This is a genomic window from Dyella mobilis (genome assembly GCF_016904945.1).
Classification (GTDB): domain Bacteria; phylum Pseudomonadota; class Gammaproteobacteria; order Xanthomonadales; family Rhodanobacteraceae; genus Dyella_B; species Dyella_B mobilis.
In genome coordinates this window covers 695,517-719,477 of the sequence record NZ_JADIKF010000040.1, presented here as the reverse complement: position 1 = coordinate 719,477, position 23,961 = coordinate 695,517, and the positions used below count along the sequence as shown (strand labels likewise).

The 23,961-nt window shown below is 62.0% G+C and carries 20 protein-coding genes and 1 tRNA gene; 18 read left to right on the top strand and 3 right to left on the bottom strand.

The window, feature by feature from the left end; all coding sequences use genetic code 11:
* Window positions 1-417 precede the first annotated feature (417 nt).
* On the bottom strand, window positions 418-2,991 hold the full coding sequence (gene mutS, locus ISS99_RS19495; RefSeq protein WP_204633269.1) for a DNA mismatch repair protein MutS: 2,574 nt from the start codon (window positions 2,989-2,991) through the stop codon (window positions 418-420).
* A gap of 91 nt (window positions 2,992-3,082) precedes the next feature.
* Here mutS and ISS99_RS19490 point away from each other — a divergent pair, with 91 nt between their 5' ends.
* The 7 genes from ISS99_RS19490 to ISS99_RS19460 all read left to right on the top strand — a co-directional run bounded on the left by ISS99_RS19490 (window position 3,083) and on the right by ISS99_RS19460 (window position 9,254).
* Window positions 3,083-3,592, top strand: a complete 510-nt coding sequence (locus ISS99_RS19490; RefSeq protein WP_204633268.1) for a CinA family protein — start codon at window positions 3,083-3,085, stop codon at window positions 3,590-3,592.
* 124 nt (window positions 3,593-3,716) lie between these two features.
* The gene (recA, locus tag ISS99_RS19485; protein WP_204633267.1) at window positions 3,717-4,751 is read left to right on the top strand and encodes a recombinase RecA; all 1,035 of its coding nucleotides are present in this window, start codon (window positions 3,717-3,719) and stop codon (window positions 4,749-4,751) included.
* Between the two features lie 17 nt (window positions 4,752-4,768).
* Window positions 4,769-5,383 carry a short chain dehydrogenase gene (locus ISS99_RS19480; protein ID WP_204633983.1) on the top strand — a complete coding sequence of 205 codons (615 nt, stop codon included), beginning with the start codon at window positions 4,769-4,771 and terminating at the stop codon, window positions 5,381-5,383.
* A gap of 14 nt (window positions 5,384-5,397) precedes the next feature.
* Complete coding sequence (locus ISS99_RS19475) at window positions 5,398-5,898, top strand: regulatory protein RecX (RefSeq protein WP_204633266.1); 501 nt, start codon at window positions 5,398-5,400, stop codon at window positions 5,896-5,898.
* An 84-nt stretch (window positions 5,899-5,982) separates the two neighbouring features.
* Window positions 5,983-8,619, top strand: a complete 2,637-nt coding sequence (alaS, locus tag ISS99_RS19470; RefSeq protein ID WP_204633265.1) for an alanine--tRNA ligase — start codon at window positions 5,983-5,985, stop codon at window positions 8,617-8,619.
* Window positions 8,620-8,886: 267 nt separating this feature from the next.
* Window positions 8,887-9,093, top strand: a complete 207-nt coding sequence (csrA, locus tag ISS99_RS19465) for a carbon storage regulator CsrA (protein ID WP_204633264.1) — start codon at window positions 8,887-8,889, stop codon at window positions 9,091-9,093.
* A gap of 68 nt (window positions 9,094-9,161) precedes the next feature.
* Window positions 9,162-9,254 (top strand) — tRNA-Ser (locus ISS99_RS19460).
* A gap of 262 nt (window positions 9,255-9,516) precedes the next feature.
* Here ISS99_RS19460 and ISS99_RS19455 read toward each other — a convergent pair.
* Window positions 9,517-10,734: a citrate/2-methylcitrate synthase gene (locus tag ISS99_RS19455; RefSeq protein ID WP_204633263.1), complete on the bottom strand. Its 1,218-nt coding sequence runs from the start codon at window positions 10,732-10,734 to the stop codon at window positions 9,517-9,519.
* Window positions 10,735-10,820: 86 nt separating this feature from the next.
* On the opposite strand from ISS99_RS19455, the gene ISS99_RS19450 reads away from it, so the two are divergent.
* From ISS99_RS19450 to ISS99_RS19415, 8 genes are all read left to right on the top strand, one after another.
* Complete coding sequence (locus ISS99_RS19450; RefSeq protein WP_204633262.1) at window positions 10,821-11,957, top strand: DUF2332 domain-containing protein; 1,137 nt, start codon at window positions 10,821-10,823, stop codon at window positions 11,955-11,957.
* Window positions 11,954-12,838, top strand: a complete 885-nt coding sequence (gene prpB / locus ISS99_RS19445) for a methylisocitrate lyase (protein ID WP_204633261.1) — start codon at window positions 11,954-11,956, stop codon at window positions 12,836-12,838. The genes ISS99_RS19450 and prpB overlap by 4 nt, the downstream gene beginning before the upstream one ends.
* Before the next feature lie 78 nt (window positions 12,839-12,916).
* Window positions 12,917-14,065: a bifunctional 2-methylcitrate synthase/citrate synthase gene (prpC, locus tag ISS99_RS19440; protein WP_204633260.1), complete on the top strand. Its 1,149-nt coding sequence runs from the start codon at window positions 12,917-12,919 to the stop codon at window positions 14,063-14,065.
* A gap of 416 nt (window positions 14,066-14,481) precedes the next feature.
* Window positions 14,482-15,411, top strand: a complete 930-nt coding sequence (locus ISS99_RS19435; protein WP_204633259.1) for a hypothetical protein — start codon at window positions 14,482-14,484, stop codon at window positions 15,409-15,411.
* A gap of 106 nt (window positions 15,412-15,517) precedes the next feature.
* On the top strand, window positions 15,518-15,910 hold the full coding sequence (locus ISS99_RS19430; protein WP_204633258.1) for a hypothetical protein: 393 nt from the start codon (window positions 15,518-15,520) through the stop codon (window positions 15,908-15,910).
* Entirely contained in the window at window positions 15,907-16,599 is a 693-nt protein-coding gene (locus ISS99_RS19425) for a C39 family peptidase (protein ID WP_239538199.1), read from the top strand. The genes ISS99_RS19430 and ISS99_RS19425 overlap by 4 nt, the downstream gene beginning before the upstream one ends.
* A gap of 17 nt (window positions 16,600-16,616) precedes the next feature.
* Complete coding sequence (locus ISS99_RS19420) at window positions 16,617-17,123, top strand: hypothetical protein (protein WP_204633257.1); 507 nt, start codon at window positions 16,617-16,619, stop codon at window positions 17,121-17,123.
* A 36-nt stretch (window positions 17,124-17,159) separates the two neighbouring features.
* Window positions 17,160-18,551 carry an acetate kinase gene (locus tag ISS99_RS19415; RefSeq protein ID WP_204633256.1) on the top strand — a complete coding sequence of 464 codons (1,392 nt, stop codon included), beginning with the start codon at window positions 17,160-17,162 and terminating at the stop codon, window positions 18,549-18,551.
* Window positions 18,552-18,615: 64 nt separating this feature from the next.
* On the opposite strand, the gene ISS99_RS19410 is transcribed toward ISS99_RS19415, so the two are convergent.
* Window positions 18,616-19,299, bottom strand: a complete 684-nt coding sequence (locus ISS99_RS19410) for a TerC family protein (protein WP_204633981.1) — start codon at window positions 19,297-19,299, stop codon at window positions 18,616-18,618.
* A 276-nt stretch (window positions 19,300-19,575) separates the two neighbouring features.
* Between ISS99_RS19410 and ISS99_RS19405 the strand changes: the two genes are divergently transcribed.
* The 3 genes from ISS99_RS19405 to ISS99_RS19395 all read left to right on the top strand — a co-directional run bounded on the left by ISS99_RS19405 (window position 19,576) and on the right by ISS99_RS19395 (window position 23,927).
* Entirely contained in the window at window positions 19,576-21,027 is a 1,452-nt protein-coding gene (locus ISS99_RS19405; RefSeq protein WP_204633255.1) for a bifunctional 2-methylcitrate dehydratase/aconitate hydratase, read from the top strand.
* Window positions 21,028-21,331: 304 nt separating this feature from the next.
* Window positions 21,332-22,474, top strand: coding sequence for an OmpA family protein (locus ISS99_RS19400; protein WP_204633254.1), 1,143 nt, complete (start codon window positions 21,332-21,334; stop codon window positions 22,472-22,474).
* A gap of 313 nt (window positions 22,475-22,787) precedes the next feature.
* Window positions 22,788-23,927 (top strand): OmpA family protein, encoded by a 1,140-nt coding sequence (locus tag ISS99_RS19395; RefSeq protein WP_204633253.1) that lies wholly within the window; start codon window positions 22,788-22,790, stop codon window positions 23,925-23,927.
* Window positions 23,928-23,961: the final 34 nt, after the last annotated feature.

The following is a 23,961-nucleotide window of genomic DNA, read 5'->3' as shown; positions in this document are numbered from 1 at the left end:
GGAATTTGATTGTTCTTATTTTTTCGATAGTTTGGGGCTATCACTAGTGGCATGGCGGCCACTCAACGGCAACCCTTCGGGCCGGGTCTGTTTGCCCGCCACCCGGCGTCATCACTCGGTCGTGTACGGACGTACACTCCCTCACTCTTCCTTGGCTGGCGTGCAAACAGCTCCCGGCGCGGGCCACGAAAATAGTGCTAACAGGCCCTAGAGGTTTTACTTGTTATTCAGCGTTCGTTGAGTGTGGTGCGCTAGCCGTAGAGTTTCGGTGAAAAGGGATTTCACACTCGGAGCTGGCCGGCGCAGATCGTTGCGGCGTGCACAACGAAGCCCTCTCCTACGAGGAGAGGGTGGGGCGTAGCAGCATTGCATCGTGCACCGGTCGACAACAGCCGGCCGCGACGGGAGAGCAGTCTTTCAGGCGAGCGATTTGAGTCGATAAAGCGCCTCGAGCGCTGCGCGCGGCGTCATGGCATCGAGATCCATGTTTTCCAGCTCGCGTTCCACTACGGATGGTGCACTGGCGAACAAACCCAACTGCGGCGACGAAGGAGCTGACGAGGCGGGTGCGGCGACGTGCGCGTGCATACCGCGCTCCAGTTCCGCCAGCGTACGTCGAGCATCGGCAATCACCGATTTGGGAAGTCCCGCCAGGGCTGCCACTTGCAAGCCGAAACTCCGATTGGCCGGGCCATCTTTCACTGCGTGCATGAATACCAGTTGTTCGCCGTATTCCACCGCGTCCAGATGCACGTTGGCGATCGTGCCGTATTCGGCAGCCAATTCGGTGAGTTCGAAATAGTGGGTGGCAAACAAGGTGTAGGCACAACTGTTTGCGGCCAGGTGAACGGCAGCCGCGCGCGCCAGGGCGAGGCCGTCATAAGTGCTGGTGCCGCGGCCGACTTCATCCATCAGTACGAGGCTTTGCGGCGTGGCGTTGTGCAGGATATTGGCCGTCTCGCTCATTTCCACCATGAAGGTGGACTGGCCGCGCGAAAGGTCGTCGCCGGCGCCGATGCGGGTAAAGATGCGGTCGATCGGTCCGATCATCGCACTTGACGCAGGCACGTAGCTGCCGATGTGGGCGAGCAGCACGATCAGCGCGTTCTGGCGCATGTAGGTGGATTTGCCGCCCATGTTCGGGCCGGTGATGACCAGCATGCGCCGGTTGTCGTTGAGCGCCAGGTCGTTGGGCTCAAACGGCTCCTGGCGTACTTTTTCCACCACTGGATGACGCCCGCGTTCGATGGCAATGCCTGCGGTGTCACTGAGTTCTGGCGCGCTCCAGTCCAGCGCCTCGGCGCGATCGGCGAGGGTGCAGAGCACATCCAGTTCGGCCATCGCTGCGGCGGCGTGCTTGAGCGGCTCGAGCCGTTCGGTGAGCGTATCGAGCAACGATTCGTATAGAGCGCGCTCGCGCATCAGCGAGCGTTCCTTGGCCGACAGAACCTTGTCTTCGAAGGTTTTCAGTTCTTCGGTGATGTAGCGTTCGGCATTCTTGGTGGTTTGCCGGCGCGTGTAATGCGTGGGCGCCTTGTCTGCCTGGCCCTTGCTGATCTCGATGTAGTAGCCGTGTACGCGGTTGTAGCCAACCTTCAGCGTAGGAATCCCGCTGGCTGTTTTTTCGCGCTCTTCCAGTTCCACGAGGTACTGGTCGGCATGGGTGGCGAGACGGCGCAATTCGTCCAGTTCGGCGTCGTAGCCGTCGGCGATGATGCCGCCGTCGCGCAGCAGCACCGGCGGTTGTTCAATGATGGCGTGCTTCAACAAGTCGGCATTGATCGCGTGGTCGCCGATGCCGCTGACCAGGTCATGCAGCAGCGGACTGTCCAAGGAAGCAATGGACTCGCGCAACATCGGTGCGGCGGCAAGGCCGTCACGCAAGGTGGACAAATCGCGCGGGCGCGCCGAGCGCAAGGCGACGCGCGAAAGAATGCGCTCCAGGTCGCCGATGCCGCGCAACTGGTCGCGCAGGTTTTCGTAACGCCGGGTTTCGAGCAGCGCACCGATCGCCTGATGGCGGCGACGCAAGGTTTCGCGTGAGCGAAGCGGCCGGTTGAGCCAACGACGCATCAATCGGGCACCCATTGGGGTTACGGTTTCGTCCAGTACGCCCAGCAAGGTGTGCTCGGTACGTCCGCTGGGGTGCGTATCCAGCTCAAGGTTGCGCCTGGTGGCTGCGTCCATGGCGATCGTTTCGCTGGCGCTTTCCACGGCCATGCCGGAAAGATGCGGCAGAGCGCTCTTTTGCGTTTCTTCCACGTAGCCCAGCAGGCAGCCGGCAGCGGCAATGGCCAAAGGCAAGTTGTCGACGCCGAAGCCGCCCAGGTCGCGCGTGCCGAAGAAGCGATTGAGTTCGCGTCGCGCTGCATCGCTATCGAAATGCCACGGCGGGCGCTTGCGCAAACCGGGCAGGCTGGCGACCAGTTTTGGCCAGGCGACATCTTCGCCGACCAATGTTTCGGCCGGTTGCAGGCGCGCAAGCTCGGCAGCCAAGGCTTCGGCGTTCTGCACTTCACTCAGCAAGAAACGTCCGCTGGAGAGATCGACCCAGGCCAGGCCGTAACTTCCGTGCGCTCCCGCGGCAATGGCCAGCAGGAGGTTGTCGCGCCGTTCTTCCAGCAAGGCGGCGTCGGTGACCGTACCCGGCGTGACGATGCGCACCACTTTGCGTTCCACCGGCCCCTTGGACAGCGCCGGATCGCCGATTTGCTCGCAGATCGCCACCGACTCGCCCAGGCGAACCAGTTTGGCCAGGTAATTCTCTGCCGCGTGATACGGCACACCCGCCATGGGAATGGGCTGCCCGGCCGATTGACCACGCTGTGTCAGCGTGATGTCCAGCAAACGAGCCGCCTTGCGGGCGTCGTCGTAGAACAGCTCGTAGAAATCGCCCATGCGAAAAAACAGCAACACATCCGGGTGCGCAGCCTTGGCGACGAGGTATTGGCGCATCGAAGGGGTGTGTAGAGAAAGGTCGTCCTGGCTCATGCGATCAAGTCTTGGCGTCACGGGGCGGAAGAGGTACAACGAAAACTTCGCGCCGCGATCTGACGGGCGTCGGGAAAGCGTGGAGTTTCGCATGGAGTTGTCATTCGTTCCTACCGATGCCGAATTGGCGGCGTCGGCCGAACAGGTCGCCGCAGACGTGTTGTGGCATGGATTGATGCTGGTGTCCGCCGAATCCTGTACCGGCGGCTGGATCGCCAAGGTGTTGACCGATCTTTCCGGCAGTTCTGCCTGGTTTGAAGCGGGCGTGGTCAGCTACAGCAATGCGGCAAAGGTGTCGCTGCTCGGTGTGCAGGCAGCAACGTTGGAACGCACCGGCGCGGTCAGTGGCGAAACGGCGTTGGAGATGGTTTCGGGGGCTCTGGAACGCATGGGTGCCGGGATAGCCGTTGCTGTCACGGGCATTGCCGGTCCTTCCGGTGGTACGCCTGGGAAGCCCGTGGGCACGGTGTGGATCAGCTGGAAGCGCCGCGGTGGAGAGGCCCGCGCCAGGCTGTTCCATTTCGGAGGCGACCGTGAGGCTGTGCGGAGGCAGACAGTAGCCGCGGCGCTCACGGGGATACGCGAGACGCTGACAGGTTGAGCAGAAAATAGCCAACGGATTGGCTTGACCGATGTGGGATACTCGGTTTCTGCATCGATCCCAACCCGTGAGACGGGGCGCGGGCAAGATGCCTGTCACGACCACTACGACCGGAATCAAGACGATGGATGACAACAAGCGCAAAGCGCTGGCTTCCGCCCTCGGCCAGATCGAGAAGCAATTCGGCAAGGGCGCGGTCATGCGCCTGGGCGACCGCACCGACGACAATATCGAAACCATCTCGACCGGTTCGCTGGGACTGGATATCGCGCTGGGCGTAGGCGGCTTGCCGCGCGGTCGCGTGATCGAGATCTACGGTCCGGAATCTTCCGGCAAGACCACGCTCACCCTGCAGGTGATCGCCAATTGCCAGAAGAACGGCGGTACCGCGGCCTTCGTCGACGCTGAGCACGCACTCGATCCGAGCTACGCCCAGAAGCTGGGCGTGAACGTCGAAGACCTGCTGGTATCGCAGCCCGACACCGGTGAACAGGCGCTGGAAATCGCCGACATGCTGGTGCGCTCCGGCGCGGTGGACATCGTAGTGGTCGACTCGGTCGCCGCGCTGACGCCCAAGGCGGAAATCGAAGGCGAAATGGGCGATTCGCACGTCGGCCTGCATGCTCGCCTGATGAGCCAGGCACTGCGCAAGCTCACTGCCAATATCAAGAAATCCAACTGCCTGGTGATCTTCATCAACCAGATCCGCATGAAGATCGGCGTGATGTTCGGCAGCCCCGAAACCACCACCGGTGGCAACGCGCTGAAGTTCTACGCCTCGGTGCGCCTGGATATCCGCCGCATCGGTGCGGTGAAGAAGGGCGAGGAAGTGATCGGTTCCGAAACGCGCGTGAAGGTGGTCAAGAACAAAGTTGCCCCCCCGTTCCGCCAGGCAGAGTTCGAGATTCTCTACGGCGAAGGTACGTCGCGCGAAGGTGAGATCATCGAGCTGGGCGTGAACCAGAACCTGATCGACAAATCGGGTGCCTGGTACAGCTACAAGGGCGATCGCATCGGCCAGGGCAAGGAAAACGTGCGCCAGTTCCTGCGGGACAATGCGGCCATTGCCGATGAGATCGACCGCGAGCTGCGCGCGCGCCTGCTGGTGTCCGGCAGTGGTGCACCGGCGGCCTCCTCCGAGGCCTTGGAAGAGGCCTGAGCATGAGCGAGAAGCGCCTGCGCATCTTGCTGGTCGGTGCCTCCGGCACGCTGGGGCGTGCGGTGGCGGCCGAACTGGGACAGCGCCACGAGGTGATTGCCGCAGGTCGCAACTCCGGCAGCGTAAAAATCGACCTCACGGATGTCGACAGCATCCGTCAGGGCCTGCAGCAGGCAGGTGAGCTGGATGCCGTGATCAGTACAGCGGGCAAGGTCACCTTTGCCCCGCTTGCCGATTTCAAGGCCGCGCCGCATGGGGAATCCCTGCACACGCTGGGCATCAACGACAAGCTGCTGGGGCAGGTGAATCTGGCCCTGGCAGCGCGCGATTGCCTGCGCGATGGCGGTTCGATCACCCTGACCACCGGCATTCTTTCCGATCAGCCCATCGTGGCGGGAAGCTCCGCCAGCCTGGTCAACGGCGCAGTGGAAGCCTTCGTGCGCGCCGCTGCCATCGAGTTGCCTCGCGGACTGCGTATCAACGTGGTGAGCCCCACCGTGCTGATCGAGGCAATGTCTGCCTACGCACCATTTTTTCGCGGTTTTGAGCCGGTATCCGCCGCACGTGCGGCGCTTGCTTTCAGCCGCAGCGTGGAAGGGGCTCAGACAGGGCAGGTGTATAAGGTTTTTTAGGCGCCCGGCAGGCCATGAAGCGTAAATCTGCGGACGGCGATTCACAAAAAAATCGGCCCAGTGCCTACAACAAGGCGCTGGGCATGCTCGCGCGCCGGGAGCACTCCCGGCGTGAACTGCGCCAAAAACTGGATCGTGGCGGCTATGCCGGGGATGAAGCCAATGAAGCCCTCGATCGGCTTGGCCAGCAGCATTATCAGGATGATGATCGATTTGCCGAACTGCTGATCCGCAGCCGCTCGGCCCAGGGCTACGGTCCCATGCGCGTGCGAGCCGAGCTAAAAAGCCACGGCTTGCCGGACGCGCGCATCCGCAACCTACTGAATGAGGCCGGCCTCGACTGGACCGGCATTGCTTCGGCCCAGCTGCGCCGTCGGTACGGTTCCGCCGGCACATCAGATCCGTCCGAACGCGCCCGCCGCGCGCAATTCCTCTTGCGCCGGGGCTTTCCCGCCGCCACAGTACGGGATGTTACCCACGCCGACGTGGACGACGCAGCCGACGACGCCCCTTGAGGTCCCGTTTCCAGGAAGGATGGATGGGCCGGTCCAGTCGTCCACGCGTGCGGCGAATTTCTCTCTTTTGCCTCCCCCGGTCCCATGAAAACTGCCGACATACGCTCTGCCTTTCTCGATTACTTCCGCACCAAGGATCACACCATCGTGCCGTCCAGTTCGCTGGTGCCGGCCAACGATCCCACCTTGTTGTTCACCAACTCGGGCATGGTGCAGTTCAAGAACGTGTTTCTCGGCAGCGAGAAGCTGCCCTATGTACGCGCAGCCGACGTACAACGCTGCTTGCGCGCCGGGGGCAAGCACAACGATCTGGATTCGGTGGGCTATACCGCTCGTCACCACACCTTTTTCGAGATGCTGGGCAACTGGTCGTTTGGCGATTATTTCAAGCGCGACACCATCGGCTATGCCTGGGATTTGCTGACCAACGTTTTCAAATTACCGCCTGAAAGGCTGTGGGTCACCGTTTATCACAACGACGACGAGGCCTACGGCATCTGGAAAGATGAAATGGGTGTCCCGGCCGAACGCATCGTGCGCATCGGTGACAACAAGGGCGCGCCCTATGCGTCGGACAATTTCTGGCAGATGGCCGATACCGGTCCGTGCGGGCCATGCACCGAAATTTTCTACGATCACGGCCCGGAGATTGCCGGCGGACCGCCCGGGTCGCCCGACGAAGATGGCGATCGCTACATCGAAATCTGGAACCTGGTGTTCATGCAGTTCGATCGCGCGCCCGACGGCACGTTGTCGCCGCTTCCGGCGCCGTGCGTGGACACCGGCATGGGCCTGGAGCGGCTTGCGGCGGTGCTGCAGCACGTTCATTCCAACTACGAAATCGACCTGTTCCAGCACCTGATCAAGGTCGCTGCCGAGTTGACGCACACCCAGGATCTGGCCAACAAATCCCTGCGCGTGATCGCCGATCACATCCGCGCCTGCTCTTTCCTGATCGTCGACGGCGTGCTGCCCTCGAACGAAGGGCGCGGCTATGTGCTGCGGCGAATCATTCGCCGCGCCTTGCGCCATGGCTGGATGCTTGGTGTACGCGGCGATTTCTTCTGGAAGATGGTGCAGCCGTTGGTAGAAGAAATGGGCAGCGCCTATCCGGAACTGGCCGCGAAGCAATCGTTCGTCGAAGAAGCACTGCGCACGGAAGAACGCCGCTTTGGCGAAACGCTGGAAAACGGCATGCGCCTGTTCGATGCCGTGGCAGCCAAATCCAGCGGTGTGATTCCCGGTGGGGATGCGTTCCGTCTGTACGACACCTACGGGTTCCCGGTCGACCTGACTGCGGATATCGCGCGCGAACGCGGTCTGACCGTCGATATGGATGGCTTCGAGCAGTCCATGAAGGAACAGCAGGATCGCAGCCGCGAAGGCGGCAAATTCGAGGCCAAGGGCCAGATGCCCGCGGAGCTCGCCAGCCAGCTCAAGCCGACGGCTTTCCTTGGTTATGAGGTTGTGTCGAGCCAGGCGAGCAAGGTGCTCGGCATCGTGCGCGCCGGCAAGCAGATCGATCAGATTGCTCCCGGCGAAGAAGCGCTGGTAATCCTGGACCGCACACCGTTCTACGCCGAATCGGGCGGACAGGTTGGCGACACCGGCAGCCTGTCCAACGCCGCCGGGACATTCGCGGTGGCCGATACGTTGAAGATGGGCGGTGTTTTCTTCGGTCACGCCGGCCGCTGGCAGGGCACGCAACCGCTGCGTACGGGTGATCTGGTCGATGCGTCCGTCGACACTGCGCGCAGGCAGGCGATCGTGCTCAATCACTCCGCGACGCATCTTCTGCACGCGGCATTGCGCGAAGTGCTCGGCGAGCACGTCACGCAGAAGGGATCGCTGGTTGCACCGGATCGCCTGCGTTTCGACTTCGCTCATTTCAAGCCCGTCAGCCGGGAAGAACTGGCTCGGATCGAGACGCTGGTCAACGCCGAAGTACGCCGCAATGCGCAGGCCGAAGTGCGCCACATGGCTTACGACGACGCCATCGCCTTCGGTGCGATGGCGTTGTTCGGTGAGAAGTACGGCGATGAAGTGCGCGTGCTGAAAATGGGCGACTTTTCCACTGAGCTTTGCGGCGGCACCCACGTGAGTCGCACCGGTGACATCGGCTTGTTCAAGATCGTCAACGAGGCAGGCGTGGCTTCCGGCGTGCGCCGTATCGAAGCGGTTACCGGCGCCGGTGCGCTGGCCTACGTAAGTGAAGAAGAACGTCGTCTAGGTGAGTTGTCGCAAATGCTTTCCACCAGCGGCGACGACGTTACCGAGAAACTGCGCCAGCTGTTGGATCGCCAGAAAAAGCTGGAACGGGAGCTGGAATCGTTGCGCGCCAAGGCTGCGGGTTCGCTGACCGGCAACCTTGCCAGTGAGGCGAAGGATATCGCCGGCATCAAGGTGATTGCGGCACGCCTGGAAGGCCTGGACGCCAAGGCATTGCGCGATGGCGTGGACCAGCTCAAGCAACAACTTGCCGATTGCGTAGTCGTACTGGCGGGCGCGGCCGATGGGCGCGTATCGTTGGTTGCAGGCGTGCACGGTAAAGCGGCGGGACGCGTCAAGGCAGGGGATATCGTCGCCCACGTTGCCGGGCAGATCGAAGGAAAAGGCGGTGGCAGGCCAGACATGGCGCAAGGCGGCGGGCTCGACAAACCACAATTGCCTGACATCCTGACCGGTACAGTAGATTGGGTCGGACAGCAACTTTCCGGTTGATGCGCTGCGTATGGACCGACTGTAAAGATTGTGTGTAGATTGCACCTGGCGCGGACGCTCAGTTAGTATCGGTTAGATAACGGTGCTGCGGGTTGCGTATAGTGCCGTGAAGGCAAGCTGTCTTTCGAGGCAACTTGGTTTTGGAGCCGGGGAAGGCGGTAAGGCCTTTGACGGACGAGACGTCAGAACTGCGTGATGCTGTGCTCAGGGGTGAGGCAACACCATGCAGATGGCCTGTGACCACAAGCATTAAATGGAGTAGCAGCTATGTTGATTCTGACCCGCAGGGTCGGCGAAACCCTGATGATCGGCGACGAGGTGACCGTTACCGTTCTCGGCGTAAAAGGCAACCAGGTTCGCATTGGTATCAATGCGCCCAAGAACGTGGCCGTCCATCGCGAAGAAATTTACCAGCGTATCAAGGGCGAGAACGAAAGCGACGGTGGCACGTCGGGCGAATCAGGCGGTCACTGATTGCCTCTTTACCTTGAATGCTCGGGCCGGTATCCTTGCCGGCTCCGCGGCGACGCGGAACAAAACACGGAGAGATGCCCGAGAGGCCGAAGGGGCTCCCCTGCTAAGGGAGTATAGGGTCAAAAGCCTTATCGAGGGTTCGAATCCCTCTCTCTCCGCCAGATACGCAAAAAGCGCCCTTGAGGCGCTTTTTGCGTATCTGGCGGAGAGAGAGGCCCGATGAGAGCCATTGCGGTTCGACAAATTTGTCAGGAACAACTAGGACAGCCGCAGGCTGGCCCCTCCGCGCAAGCGCGGAGGGCTTTAGCCCATGGACGGGCGAAACAATCCCCCGTCACGCGCTTTGCAGCGCCCAACGCCGCTAACGCTTTTTGCGTATCTGGCGGAGAGAGGGCCACGATGAGAACCCCTGCCGAAGTTTTTTCACTCTTCCCTTGACGGCATGCGACCTACATAGCTCGCTCGCGGCCGTATCAAACTCGCGTTTTCCTGCTGCTCCAGCGCGTGCGCCAGCCAGCCCGCCATGCGACCGGCTGCGAAGATCGCCATGGCGGCATCGGCACTCAGTTCATAGGCTGATGCAATCGCGGCGAGCGCGAAATCCAGATTGGGGCGGCGACCGCACAAGCTCTGCGTGATTTCGAGTAGTTGCAAAACACGGGCAAGCCTGGTCGGATGCGAACGCCTTGCACGCAACGAATTCAACAACACCGTTGCGCGCGGATCACCCTCGGCGTACAGCGGATGCCCCAGACCGGGCACGGCATCGCCGCGTTGCAATCGCTCGCGTATGCGATCGGCGACCTGCTTTTCAGGCAGCATGTCCTGGATAAATGCGTAAGCACGCGCCGTGGCGCCCCCATGATGAGGGCCGGAGAGCGTGGCCAAGCCTGCGCAAGCGGCCGCGTGCAAGCCGGCACCGGTGGATGCCGCGACACGCGTGGCGAATGCCGACGCATTGAGCTCGTGATCGGCGCAGAGCACCAGAGCGCAGCGCACGAGATCGCACAGCCCTTGCTCTTTAATCCCCCAGCTTGCCGCCATTTGTCGATGGATCGGCAGTGAGCTGGGGCGCGTTCCGCAAAGCAGCGCGACCGTTTCGCGCAGCAAGTGCGCAGCATGATCGCGACGACGCCATGGGTCGCTGCTGTGCGGCTGTGCGGCCGTGAGCGCCAATAAAGGCAGCGCTGCGGCTGTGCGTGCCAGAGGAGGCAGGTTGCGATGGCGAAGCAGCGATGAAATCGTCGTCGGCCACCGTTGCTCAAGCGTCGCCGCAAACGGGTCGTGATGACCGCAGTCCCAGAGGATGCGTGCAGTATCTTCCAGCGTAGCGCCTGATTCAGCCAGATCGATGGCCGACTGCCCGCGGTAATAGTGGCCGTGCGGGCGGATCAGCGAGATTCTCGTTTCCAGTACGGGCAGACCCCAGGCGAGGCTGTGCGCGGCGGCTTGCGCGGCGCCGCGCCCGGCCTGCCGGCGGGCGATCAGTTGTTCGATGTCCTCGGCGCTGTATTCGCGGCTGCGCCCGTCGGCGCCCGGGCGTGAGTCGATGCGGCCGCGGCTGACGTAGGCGTAGAGCGTGGCAAGGCTCACGCCGAGCCGTGATGCGGCTACGTCGGCGGGGAGATAATCGGCGCGCATGCGGAATATATTGATCCTGTTAATCAAGATTGATCAATATATTTCTGCGTGACACAGTGGCGTCCCCTGGTTCCCAGGCTATCCCCGTGGCCACTTTTGAAGCGGTATGCGATGCCTTTGCAAGACAGGCAAGGTATTGCGACGAACACGGTTCGCCGTTCACCGCGCGGTTGTTGCGTGGCCTGACCCAGGTCATGCGCGAAGGCGAGCCGGCATTGCAGGCAGTGGCATCCTGGCACGGTGAGCCGATGCTCGATGCGTTGCCCCTGCGTGTTGCCGGCGCCTTGCATGCGCTGGTGCTGGAAGGCTGCGCGCCAGAGCTGACGCGTCATTATCCAGGTGGCGGCGAAGGTCTCGATGAAACGGCACTTAGCCGGGTCGCGGTGGCTGCGTTGAAGGCTTACCCGCAGGTGTTGGCCGACTATCTCGCTTCGCCCCCACAGACCAACGAAGTTGGCCGCGCGGCCGTGTTGGTCGGGGGATTCATGACGATCGCGGCGCATACGCAGCTGCCACTGCGGACGTTGGAACTTGGCGCCAGTGCCGGCTTGAATCTGCGCTGGAACGGCTATCGCTACCGGTTTGGCGATTCGGTGATCGGCGAGGTTTCCAGCCCGCTCGAACTCACCCCTGCCTGGCATGGAGACTTGCCGCCCCCGGCATGGCCGGTCGTCGCTACGAGCGCGGCCTGCGATCAATTTCCCGTGGATATTTCAGATGCCGCGCAACGCCAACGCCTGCGCTCCTATGTCTGGGCGGATCAATCCCTTCGCCTGCAGCAGTTGGACGCGGCGCTGAGTGCGGCCTGCCGGCAGCCGCCGCTCGTGGAGCAGGTCGATGCGGCAGCGTGGATCGAGCGCCAATTGCATGAATCATTGCCGGAAGGCGTGGCGACCGTCGTCTATCACACGATCTTCTGGACCTATCTGAACGCCGACGCGCAGGAGCGGATCGCGAGGGCCATCTGCACTGCAGGGCGGGTGGCAACCGCCGCCGCTCCGCTGGCCTGGCTGCGTTTCGAGATCGGTGATTTCCGCAACCATCCGCGCCTGTTGCTCAGCGTGTGGCCTGGTCCGCAAGATATTCATCTGGCCGATGCGCAGGCGCACGGCAACGAGATTTTCTGGCACGGGGCCGCCGTAGACGAACTGCTGCGTACTGCGCCGCGACATGGCGCTCCCGCCACATCCCTTACAATTGATCATTTCGGAGAATCCCCGTGACCCAGTCCCCCTCTGCAGGTAGCCGTTTCCGGGCTGCGCTCGCCGATGAAACGCCGCTCCAGGTCATCGGCGCGATCACTGCCTACGCCGGCTTGATGGCCAAGCGCGTCGGCTACAAAGCGCTGTACCTGTCCGGCGGCGGCGTGGCGGCAAATTCCTTGGGCATGCCGGATCTGGGCATCAGCACGATGGAAGACGTGCTCACCGACGCACGACGCATCGTCGACGCTACGCAACTGCCGCTGCTGGTCGACATCGATACTGGCTGGGGCGGTGCGTTCAACATTGCCCGCACCATTCGCTCGTTCATCAACGTCGGCGTTGCTGCCGTACACATCGAAGACCAAGTGGGGCAGAAGCGCTGCGGACACCGCCCCGGCAAGGAAGTGGTGCCGAAGGATGAAATGGTCGATCGCGTGAAGGCCGCGGTGGATGCGCGTACCGACGCCGGCTTCGTGATCATGGCGCGCACCGATGCGGCGGCCGTGGAAGGTATCGACGCCGCGATCGATCGCGCCTGCGCTTACGTGGAAGCCGGTGCCGACATGATCTTTCCCGAAGCGATGAAGACGCTCGATGACTATCGCCGCTTCAGGGCGGCGGTGAAGGTGCCGATTCTGGCCAATCTCACCGAATTCGGTTCCACGCCGTTCTTCACCACCGACGAACTGCGCAGCGCCAACGTCGACATCGCCTTGTATTGCTGCGGCGCGTATCGCGCCATGAACAAGGCCGCGCTCCATTTCTATGAAACGGTTCGCCGCGAAGGCACCCAGAAGAACATCATCGACACTTTGCAGACCCGCGAACAGTTGTATGACTTCCTCGGCTACCACGCTTACGAGGACAAGCTGGATCAACTCTTCGCCGACAAGAAGTAAGTCCGGATTGTTTACGGCCGTGCGACTTCGCGCGACCTCGAATTCAAGTACCAAGTACCGCACCAGGAGCATGATCCGATGAGCGAGCAATCCACCGCCCCCAAGCCGAAGAAATCCGTCGCCCTGTCCGGCGTGGCGGCGGGCAACACCGCGCTGTGCACGGTCGGCCGCAGTGGCAACGACCTGCATTACCGCGGCTATGACATTCACGATCTGGCAGCCAAGGGCTGTTTCGAGGAAGTGGCCTATCTGCTGGTTCACGGCGTGTTGCCGAACTGGGCCGAGCTCAATGCCTACAAGGCCAAGCTCAAGCGCCTGCGCGGCCTGCCTGCGCCGGTGAAGAGCGCCCTGGAGCTGCTGCCGGCAGCCACGCATCCGATGGACGTGATGCGCACGGGTTGCTCGGTGCTGGGCACCGTATTGCCGGAGAAGGACGACCACAACGTCACCGGTGCGCGCGATATCGCCGACCGCCTCATGGCCAGCTTCGGCTCCATGCTGTTGTACTGGTATCACTTTAGCCACAACGGCAAGCGCATCGAGACCGAGACCGACGACGAGACGATCGCCGCACACTTCCTGCACCTGCTGCATGGCAAGAAGCCGAGCGAGCTGCATGCCCACTCGCTGGACAAGTCGCTGGTGTTGTACGCCGAGCACGAATTCAACGCCTCGACCTTTACCGCGCGCGTCATCGCCGGTACCGGCTCGGACGTGTATTCGGCCATCACCGGTGCCATCGGTGCGCTGCGCGGCCCCAAGCACGGCGGTGCGAACGAAGTGGCCATGGAAATCATTGCGCGTTATCGCAGCGCTTCCGATGCGGAAGCCGATATCCGTGCACGTGTCGAACGCAAGGAAATCATCATCGGCTTCGGTCATCCGGTTTATACCGTGTCCGATCCGCGCAACGAGATCATCAAGGAAATCTCGCGCAAGCTTTGTGCGGAAGGTGGCAATCCGATCTTGTTCGACGTGTCCGAGCGCATCGAGAAGCTGATGTGGGATCTCAAGAAAATGTTCCCCAATCTCGATTGGTATTCGGCCAGCGCCTATCACATGATGGGCGTACCTACGGCCATGTTCACCCCGCTGTTCGTGATTGCCCGCACCTCCGGCTGGAGCGCGCACATCATCGAGCAGCGCGAGGACGGCAAGATCATCCGCCCGAGCGCCAACTACACCGGGCCGGAAGATCGCACCTACGTGCCGATCGAGAAGCGTTGATCGCCAGGGCAATAAATGTCGTGGTGTAAGGAAAAAGGGGCTTAGGCCCCTTTTTTTGCGGTTGCAGGGACGCGAAAGTTCACGTTCGACCGTGTCAGGAATGGATAAGCGGTGTTGCACGGCTGACACAGCTTTCCGTGCATCCGCGCGCGCCGTAACTTGCTGTCGCCACAACGCGTATCAGCGTTCCCGCGAATGAAAACGGGCAGTTCCCCAGGGGTAGTGTTGCATCTTTGCATCATTTCCTGACTCGAAGACGTTTTTGCATCTCGGTGCATTGCACTTAGCTGACTGATTTTATTGCATCTCGTTGCTGTTGTCGGCCATTTCCCGGTTTGGCATGCGCCTTGCGATACGTGGGAGCTGCACAAGCAAAAAACAGGGGGTCATCGCATCCGTTTCCGGGAGGAATCAACATGCGCAAGACTCTTATATTCACGGCATTGATGCTTGGCTTGGGACTTGCTCTCCCGGCCATGGCCAATAACAACTCCAACCAGCACAACAACAGCAGCACCAACACGACGACCAACACGGACAGCAGTTCCGGCAATGATCGCGCCAACTCCGGTGACGTCAATTCCAATGGCATGGGTACGGCGGCGGCGAACAATGGCGGTACAGCGACATCCGCCGTCAGCGATGCATTCAATACCAGTAATGCGATCGCCAGCACCAACCTCAATGGCTACGTCAGCAATGTCCAGGTATCGGGCATTGGCAACAGTGCGACCGACAATGGCAGCGCCAATGGAGGAAGAGGCGGAAAGGGCGGCGCAGGCTTCGGCGGTCCGGCCATAGCTGGTAGCGGCGGTGTTGGCGGCACCGGCGGCGATGCTTATGCCCACAGTGGAAAGGCTGGCGGCTCCGGTTCCAGCAGCGGCGATGCTGCGGCCGGTAGCGGCGCGGCTGGCGCAGGCGCATTGGGCGATGGCGGAGCGGCCTCAGCCAATGGCGGATCAAAAGGCAGTGGCGGCGCATCGACCGGCGGCGAAGGTTCGGGCATGGGTGGCACGAACACGGCCGGCGCAGCCTCGTCCACCACGGGTACCAGCACCGCAAGTGGCGGAACCAGTGGCATGGTTGCCAATGCCGGTGGCGAAGGCGGAGCCGGTGCGTCCGGTGGCGCGGCAACAGGTGGCGAAGGCATGGCCGGTAATGGCGGTGCTGGCGGCAATGGCGGAAGCACTGCGGCCAATGCGGGCTCCTTCGACATGGCCAACGACATGAACAGCGCAGCCGCGGCGGCTGCCGGCATCACGACGATTGCGCAGAACAGCGGCGCAGCGGCGCTGATCCAGCAAGGCGTAACCGTACAGGCGAACTTGAATGTGGGCGGTCATTGAGTAGCGAGTGATCGACGCCGGGGAGCGCGCATCGCTCCCCGGTTGTCGCGCAAGCCGGGCGACATACGGACGTCAACGATGCGTCAGTCACAGGCGGAGTCGTGCCATGTCCTTTTCAAGATTTGCAGCGGGGATCGTGCTGACAGGGCTGATAGGGTGGCCGGGAGTCACGTTCGCAGCGCCGCCCGCCGGCGCGAATGCGGGCAAGCCGGGCGCAAATCCCGCGTCGTCGAGCGGAGCGCTCGTCGACGGATTCGGTCAGGCGGTAAGCACCAGCGCGCTTCAAAGCTACAGCGGCGGCAGCAGTTTGGTACAAAGCAACCAAAACCTCACTGGCAATGTTTCTAGCGATAGCGCGTCACAGGTTACAACCGGCAACAATGCGATTGCCGGCGGTTCCTTCGAAGGTGCTTCCGGATTGCCTTCGGTTATCCAGAACACCGGCAACAACGTGCTGATTCAGAATGGCGTGATCGTCAATGTGCAGATGAAGCCATGAGGCTGATCTGGTCCATGCTGGCGTGCTTCGCTTGCCTGGCGGCCCCGCCGGCAGGAGTGCGGGCAGCGACCATGGCGCTGAACGACAACGCCGGCCATACCTATGTGTTGCGCCTGGCGACACTGAAAGAAATCAAATACCGCGACACGGTTCACCAGAAATACGATTTCAGTTGCGGCTCGGCTGCCGTAGCCACGTTGCTGACCTACCAGTACAGCTACCCGGTCAACGAGCAGGCGGTATTCGAGCAGATGTATGCGCACGGAGATCGGCGAAAGATCAACAAGGAAGGATTTTCGTTGTTGGACATCAAGCTCTATCTGGCCAGCATCGGTTTCGATGCCGACGGCTTCCACGCTTCCCTGGAGCAGTTGCAGAAAGCCAACCTGCCGGCGATCGTGCTGATCGAAGAGCGCGGCTATCACCACTTCGTAGTGATCAAGGGCGTCCGTTATGGGCGGGTCCTGGTAGGCGATCCGGCCCGGGGCACGCGTGCGATTCCGTTGGATCGCTTCAATCAACTGTGGAAGAACGGGCTGTTGTTCGTCATTCACAACCGGCGCGAATTTGCGCGTTTCAACAGTGACGGCGATTGGCGTAGCGCGCCGATCGCGCCCTTGGGAAACGGCATCGACCGACGCGGGCTGGATACGATCACCATGTCCAAATACGGGCCCGGTGACATATGAGAACGCGGGTGCCCTGCATGAGGATTTTCCTGTGCGCGGTTTTCGCGGGCGCATCTTTCGCGGGTGCGGCCGCGGCTCACGCCCAGTCGATACCTGCGCAAAAGGTAGCCGGATTGGGCTTCCCGGTTGCGAACGAGCGGCTCGACGCAGTGCGCGGCGGTTTCGATCTGGGTGAAGGATTGGAAGCATCGCTGGGCATCGAGCGGGCGGTGTATGTCGACGGCAATCTGGTTACCTATGCCAGCGTCAACATCCCCGATCTCGCTCACGTCACCACGCAGCAGGCGATGGCATTGGCATCTGCGCTGAGCACGGTGAATGTGCAGGTAGGTCCCGGCAACACCTTCGATCCTTCCTCGATGGGAAGCACGACTGCCGCGACCGTCATTCAGAACACACTGAACAACCAGACCATCCGCAATCTCACGACCTTGAACGTCGCGGTAAATACGCTGGGCACCTTCCGCGACCAAGGGCTGCAACAAGCGCTGCAGGCGGCGCAAGTACAGGCGCTTGGACACTGACCCATCAGCACTTCACGCCGGAGGAGGGGAGCCGCAATGAACGAGAAGGGCGGAGCGGTCAAACGGAAATGCAGGCAGAGGACACGGGTCTATGCGATCGGTAGTGCCTGCTACGTGGGCTTTTGCGCGATGGCGGCTGCACAGGATGCGCCGGCGGCGTCATCCTCGGTCGGTGATTCATCGACTCCGGTGATTCGCCAGCGCCTGGAAGAGCAGGGTGCGCGGATCGAGGTCATGCGCGCTCAGATCGATGCGCTACAGCATCAATTGGCACAGCAGGAAGCCGATTACCGTGCGTTACGCCACGCAGTCGGCCTGGGTGAGCTGGACCGGACGCGGGGCGGCAATATTGCGGCAGGCGGAAGCATGGCTACGGCGCTGCCGATGCCATCGGCGGATGCATCGCCCGATCAACAGGCGACCTCGGGTACGCCGTCTACGCCAGTCGGGCAGGCCCCGCCGCAAAATTCGCGACCGCCGGAAGTGGCGCCGATCTTTCAGCAGCCGGGAGTGCTGACGCCAAGGCACAAGATCGTGATCGAACCGGCGTATCAGTTCGGTTATTCCACCGCCGACCGGGTCGCGCTGGTGGGGTATACGATCATTCCGGCCATCCTGATCGGACTTATCGATGTGCGCCAGGTGCGCGACACCACGCAGACCGCGGTGCTTACCGCGCGTTACGGCATCACCAATCGTCTTGAACTGGAGGTGCGCGTTCCTTACGTGGATACGCACGACGATACGGTCAGCCGTGCCGTGCTTACCGGTTCGGCCGAGGACAACGTGTTCAGCTCCAGCGGCAAGGGACTGGGCGATATCGAAGCGACGGCGCGCTATCAGATCAACGACGGCGGCGCAGACCATGCTTACTACGTCGGCTGGTTCCGCTTCAAATCGCGCACCGGCACCGATCCGTTTCAGGTCGTTACGGACTGTGTGACGCGCTGCGTGGAAAATCTCACCGGCACCGGCTTGCCAGTGCAGCAACCTACGGGTACCGGCTTTTATACCTTGCAGCCCGGTGTGACGTGGCTGCTGCCTTCCGATCCAGTGGTGTTTTTCGGCAACCTCAGCTACCTCTACAACGTTGAGCGCCACGGCGTTTACGAACACATCCTGCTGGCCGGAACGCAGTATCTGGGCAACGTGAAGATGGGCAATGAAGCAGATATCAGCATCGGCATGGGTATGGCGCTCAATGACAAGGCCTCGTTGAGCATTGGCTATGACCAGACTTTTATCGGCACCACCTACGAAAGCGGGCAGAAGCTTCCGGGTTCGACCAAGGTCTGGCTGGGTTCGCTGTTGATCGGAGGCTCGTATCGTTTCAACGAGAAGCGAACGCTCAACTTTACGCTTGGTGTAGGCGTGACGCGTGACACGCCCGATGCCAGTGTGACCATTCGCATGCCGATGACTTATTGATCGGTTTGCACTATTGCCAGGGTTGGCGTTCGGAGCATATCGGTGCCTTGCACGTGCGCCGGTTTCAAGCACTGCTCGCGCACCTTCTTGCGGCGAGGCGATTGCACAGCCAGCGTCCGCCGCAGGTGACGATTACCAGGCCTGCTTCGAGTACGTGTTTCATCCAGCCATGCGTATCGAACCAGGCGAGCCAGAGTCTTTCGTGGCTGATCATGCGGCCGGCGGTCCAGGCAATGGCCGCGGCGCCGGCATACACGACGACAGGCAAACGCTCGACCAGCTTCAGGATCAGCGTCGAGCCCCACACCACCAGCGGTATGCTGATCAGCAAACCCAATACCACCAGGCCGGTGTGGCCTTTCGCTGCGCCGGCGATGGCCAGGACGTTGTCCAACCCCATCAAGGTATCGGCGATCACGATCGTGCCCAGGGCGGACCAGAAGCTGGCCGCCGCGGTGACCTCAGGTGCTCCTGCCTGGCCGGGTTTGAGCAGTTGCCACGCGATGGGCAGCAGCAACAAGCCTCCAGCCAGCATGAGGCCCGGCAACTCGAGCAGGTACACCACCAGCACCGTGAGTGCGACGCGCACCGTTATGGCGCCCAGAGTGCCCCAGAACACCGCCTGTTTCTGCGAGGCGCGCGGCAGGCTGCGCGCGGCCAGCGCGATGACGATCGCGTTATCGCCGGCGAGCACCAGGTCGAGCAGGACGATGGTGAGCAGGTCGGACAACAGGTGAGTGGGGAAGATCACGTGGATTCCTTGGCGCGCCGGACTCGAGCGACGACAGCGGGCGCGCGCGGCCCGCCGTCATCGCAAAAGTCTCGTTCGTGAACCCACCGCGATGCCCGGGGCGAGGACCCGCCCGTGATGACGATCACCGCGCGGATGCAGTTGGCCGCATCCGGAACTACTCCCCTTTGGGATGTTTCGTGGGAATTTTCGACAGGAGCGGGCGGGCGGTCAAGCAGTGAGTGGGGCAGGGCGGATACAATGGGCGTTTTCCTACATCGCGAGACCCCTGCCATGAGCGCGCACGATATCCGTTCCGCCAAGCGTCCCGACCCCGATCAGCCGCTGGTCGACATTGCCAACTACGTTGCCGACTATCAGATCAAATCGACCGAGGCGTACGACACCGCGCGCTACATGCTGCTGGACTCGCTGGCCACCGCGATGATGGCCATGAAGTTTCCCGAATGTGTGAAGCACCTGGGCCCGCTGGTGCCGGGCGCCACCTTGCCGGGCGGCGCACGCGTGCCGGGCACCAGCCACGAGCTGGATCCGGTGCAGGCGGCGTTCGCCATCGGCACCCAGATCCGCTGGCTGGACTTCAATGACACTTGGCTGGCGGCCGAATGGGGCCACCCGTCCGACAACCTGGGCGCGATCCTGGCCGTGGCCGATTACCTCAGCCGCCAGGCCGAGCGCGAGGGCGGCAAGCCGCTGAGCGTGCACGACGTACTCAGCTACGCCATCAAGGCACACGAGATCCAGGGCTGCTACGCGCTGCTCAACAGCTTCAACCGCGTTGGTCAGGATCACGTGATCCTGGTGCGCCTGGCTTCCACCGCGGTCGCCACGGCCATGCTCGGCGGCAACAAAGAGCAGATCACCACTGCCGTATCGCATAGCTGGATCGACAACGGCGCGCTGCGCACGTATCGCCACGCCCCCAACACCGGGCCGCGCAAGAGCTGGGCCGCGGGCGACGCCTGCCGCCGTGCCGTCACGCACGCCATCAACGCCGTGTACCGTGGCGTGGTGGGTTATCCGTCGGCGCTGAGTGCCAAAACCTGGGGTTACTACGACGTGGCCTTCAAGGGCAACGCCTTCCAGTTCGAGCGCCCATTTGGCAGCTACGTGATGGAGAACGTGCTGTTCAAGATCAGCTTCCCGGCCGAGTTCCACGCCCAGACCGCCGTGGAGTGCGCCATGAAGCTGCATGCCGAAGTGGCCGGCAAAATCGACCAGATCGAGAAAGTGGTGATCGAGACCCAGGAAGCCGGTTGCCGCATCATCGACAAGACCGGACCGCTCGCCAACTACGCCGACCGCGACCACTGCATCCAGTACATGGTGGCCGTGCCGCTGATCTTCGGCCGCCTCACCGCCGACGACTACAACGACGACGTGGCCGCCGATCCGCGCATCGACGCACTGCGCGACAAGATGGTGGTCAGCGAGAACCCGCAGTTCACCAAGGACTATTTCGACCCGGAAAAGCGCTACATCGGCAACTCGGTGCAGGTGTTCTTCAAGGACGGCAGCAGCACCGAAAAGGTGTCCATCGACTACCCGATCGGCCACCGCAAGCGCCGTGCCGAAGGCATCCCGGTGCTGCTCAAGAAGTTCGAGGCGGCCATGCGCGGCCACTTGCCCTCGCACCGCGTCAAGGCGATCCTTGACGCCACGGCAGATCCGGCCAAGCTGGATGCGATGCCGATCCAGGACTTCCTGGGGCTATTTGCCCTGTAAGATCGGGGAGTCCTTGGAGGAAGTCGCAACAAGCGGTTGAGGGGACGTTCTCAGCCTGCGGCGCCCGGCACCCAGGTGCCTGGACGCCGCTTCCGCGAACCGGTTGCCAAGGCAGCCGGTTTGCAGCGGCCCAGCCCGGCCGCGTGGGGGTTATTGCCGCCGTTTTGCATGCCGTTTAGTTTTTGTTAAACTGGTGGCGCAGGGTGCAGGGTCAGCTGTAAGGCGTAGTTTCCGTTCGTTTCTGTGCATGTGACGAATCCTATTGGCGGATCAATACCCCAATCTAAAAAAGAGGAGACACCTGATGAATCGTAAGGGCCTTTATTTTCTGATCGCTCTTGCTCTTGGGGGGGTAGGTTTCGCCCAAGCGCAAGACAACACGGCCGCCGCGGCCGGCAGCACGGACACCGCTGGTGCGCCGGCATGGCCAAACGGCTTTGACGACCGTTGGTACATTGCCCCCACCGTAGGCGGCTATTTCAACGACTCTGACCGCCAGACGCACAAGAGCCAGATTTTCTACGGTCTGTCGGTAGGCAAGTTCATCAGCTCCAACGTCTCCATCGAGCTGTTTGTCGATCGCACCAAGCGCGATGGCAATACCGACGTGTTCGGCGATGGCAACAAGTGGGCCAGCAACGCCTACGGCGCATCGGCCCGTTACTTCTTTGGCGATTGGAACTCCTGGCGCCCGTACCTGATGGGTGGCGTGATGGGCGACTATCACCACAACCTGTTCAATCGCGGCTGGGCTCCTGCAGCGCAGGGTGGCGCAGGTATTTCCAAGTCGATCACCGACAGCACCGACTTCCGTGCGGAAGTTGCCTACCGTTACGATTGGGATGACAAGACCTTCCCGCAGCACAACGGCTATGGTGACTGGTACGTCGGCTTGAGCCTGGTGGCCAGGATCGGTGCAATTCCGGCGGCAGCCGCCCCGGCAGCTCCTCCGCAGCCTGCCGCTCCGGATTGCTCCAAGCAGTTCCGCAACGGCGTGAACCTGTGCGACAACAAGTGCCCGGATCTGCCGGAAGGCACGATCGTGGGTCCGGATGGCTGCCCGCAGAAGGTAGTGATCGACCTGAAGGGCGTGAACTTCAAGTTCGACCGTCCGAAGAAGGGCGAGACCAACATCGAACCGACCCTGGCCGTGCCGAGCAGCGACTCGATGGCGATCCTGGATCAGGCGGTGGATACGCTCAAGCGTTACCCGCAGGTGAAGGTGATGGTGGCAGGCTACACCGACAGCGTCGGCAAGCCGGCTTACAACCAGGGCCTGTCGGAGCGTCGTGCACAGATCGTGTACAACTACCTGACCTCGCACGGTATCGACGCCAGCCGCCTGGAAGGCCCGGTCGGTCACGGCGAGAACGACCCGATCGACAGCAACAAGACGGCCGAAGGTCGTGCGCGCAACCGTCGCACGGAACTGCAAGTCCAGCAGTAATCGGACTACAGGTGTTAACGAAAAAGCCCGGCAAACGCCGGGCTTTTTCTTGTGTACGGATTGAAAAAAGTTGCGATCTGTATTCGTACGGTAGCGAATGTGCACCATTTAGCTGAACAAAGCTGCACCGGAAACCCATGTCAGGCGAAAGTCTGGCGTGCGGATCTCTTAACGGTTTTGCTACACTTGCCGCGCTTGCTGTTAGGGACACCAAGCAAGGTTGCGAAAAAGTCCCCCGCATACCTAAGTTCTGCCGCGCGATTTCCGTCTGGGGTGGAATGGACGCGAAAACCAATAATCGAGGAGACACCTGATGAAACGTAAGGGCCTTTATTTTCTGATCGCTCTTGCCCTGGGCGGCGTGGGTGCCGTTCACGCGCAGGACAACACGGCTGCGGCCGCTGGTAGCAGCGCCACTTCCGCTCCGGCATGGCCGAACGGTTTTGATGATCGTTGGTACGTTGCCCCGACCGTCGGCGGCTTCTACAACGATTCCGACCGCAACACTCACAGCCGCCAGATCTTCTACGGCCTGTCCGTTGGTAAGTTCATTGCCCCGAACGTTTCGGTGGAGCTGTTCGTCGACCGCACCAAGCGCGATGCCGATAGCGACGTGTTCGGCCAGGGCAATAAGTGGTCGAGCAACGCCTACGGCGTGTCCGCTCGTTACTTCTTCGGCGACGCCAACTCCTGGCGCCCGTACCTGATGGGCGGCGTGATGGGCGACTATCACCACAACCCGTTCGATCGTAGCTGGGCTCCGGCTGCCCAGGCTGGCGTGGGTGTGTCCAAGTCGATCACCGACAGCACCGACTTCCGCGTGGAAGCTGCCTACCGTTACGACTGGGACGACAAGACCCAGCCGGCGAAGAATGGCTACGGCGACTGGTACCTGGGCTTCAGCCTGGTGGCCAAGCTCGGTTCCGTGCCGGCTCCGGCCGCTGCACCGACCCCGCCGCCGCCGGCCGCTCCGGACTGCTCCAAGCAGTTCCGCAACGGCGTGAACCTGTGCGACAACAAGTGCCCGGATCTGCCGGAGGGCACGATCGTGGGTCCGGATGGCTGCCCGCAGAAGGTAGTGATCGACCTGAAGGGCGTGAACTTCAAGTTCGACCGTCCGAAGAAGGGCGAGACCAACATCGAGCCGGCCCTGGCCGCACCGAGCAGCGACTCGATGGCGATCCTGGATCAGGCGGTGGATACGCTCAAGCGTTACCCGCAGGTGAAGGTGATGGTGGCAGGCTACACCGACAGCGTCGGCAAGCCGGCTTACAACCAGGGCCTGTCGGAGCGTCGTGCACAGATCGTGTACAACTACCTGACCTCGCACGGCGTCGACGCCAGCCGCCTGGAAGGTCCGGTCGGTCATGGCGAGAACGACCCGATCGACAGCAACAAGACGGATTCCGGCCGCGCCCGCAACCGTCGCACCGAACTGCAGGTCCAGCAGTAATCGGACTGCAAGGTGTCATGGAGAAGCCCGGCTT

Excerpts from the sequence above, each read along its gene's own strand:
- ISS99_RS19415 (WP_204633256.1), top strand. The coding sequence starts at position 17,160 with ATGAACGAGAAGGGCGGAGCGGTCAAACGGAAATGCAGGCAGAGGACA.
- ISS99_RS19475 (WP_204633266.1), top strand. The coding sequence starts at position 5,398 with ATGAAGCGTAAATCTGCGGACGGCGATTCACAAAAAAATCGGCCCAGT.
- csrA (WP_204633264.1), top strand. The coding sequence starts at position 8,887 with ATGTTGATTCTGACCCGCAGGGTCGGCGAAACCCTGATGATCGGCGAC.
- ISS99_RS19425 (WP_239538199.1), top strand. The coding sequence starts at position 15,907 with ATGAGGCTGATCTGGTCCATGCTGGCGTGCTTCGCTTGCCTGGCGGCC.
- ISS99_RS19395 (WP_204633253.1), top strand. The coding sequence starts at position 22,788 with ATGAAACGTAAGGGCCTTTATTTTCTGATCGCTCTTGCCCTGGGCGGC.
- ISS99_RS19435 (WP_204633259.1), top strand. The coding sequence starts at position 14,482 with ATGCGCAAGACTCTTATATTCACGGCATTGATGCTTGGCTTGGGACTT.
- ISS99_RS19430 (WP_204633258.1), top strand. The coding sequence starts at position 15,518 with ATGTCCTTTTCAAGATTTGCAGCGGGGATCGTGCTGACAGGGCTGATA.
- prpC (WP_204633260.1), top strand. The coding sequence starts at position 12,917 with ATGAGCGAGCAATCCACCGCCCCCAAGCCGAAGAAATCCGTCGCCCTG.
- recA (WP_204633267.1), top strand. The coding sequence starts at position 3,717 with ATGGATGACAACAAGCGCAAAGCGCTGGCTTCCGCCCTCGGCCAGATC.
- alaS (WP_204633265.1), top strand. The coding sequence starts at position 5,983 with ATGAAAACTGCCGACATACGCTCTGCCTTTCTCGATTACTTCCGCACC.
- ISS99_RS19455 (WP_204633263.1), bottom strand. The coding sequence starts at position 10,734 with ATGCGCGCCGATTATCTCCCCGCCGACGTAGCCGCATCACGGCTCGGC.
- ISS99_RS19400 (WP_204633254.1), top strand. The coding sequence starts at position 21,332 with ATGAATCGTAAGGGCCTTTATTTTCTGATCGCTCTTGCTCTTGGGGGG.
- mutS (WP_204633269.1), bottom strand. The coding sequence starts at position 2,991 with ATGAGCCAGGACGACCTTTCTCTACACACCCCTTCGATGCGCCAATAC.
- ISS99_RS19405 (WP_204633255.1), top strand. The coding sequence starts at position 19,576 with ATGAGCGCGCACGATATCCGTTCCGCCAAGCGTCCCGACCCCGATCAG.
- ISS99_RS19420 (WP_204633257.1), top strand. The coding sequence starts at position 16,617 with ATGAGGATTTTCCTGTGCGCGGTTTTCGCGGGCGCATCTTTCGCGGGT.
- ISS99_RS19490 (WP_204633268.1), top strand. The coding sequence starts at position 3,083 with ATGGAGTTGTCATTCGTTCCTACCGATGCCGAATTGGCGGCGTCGGCC.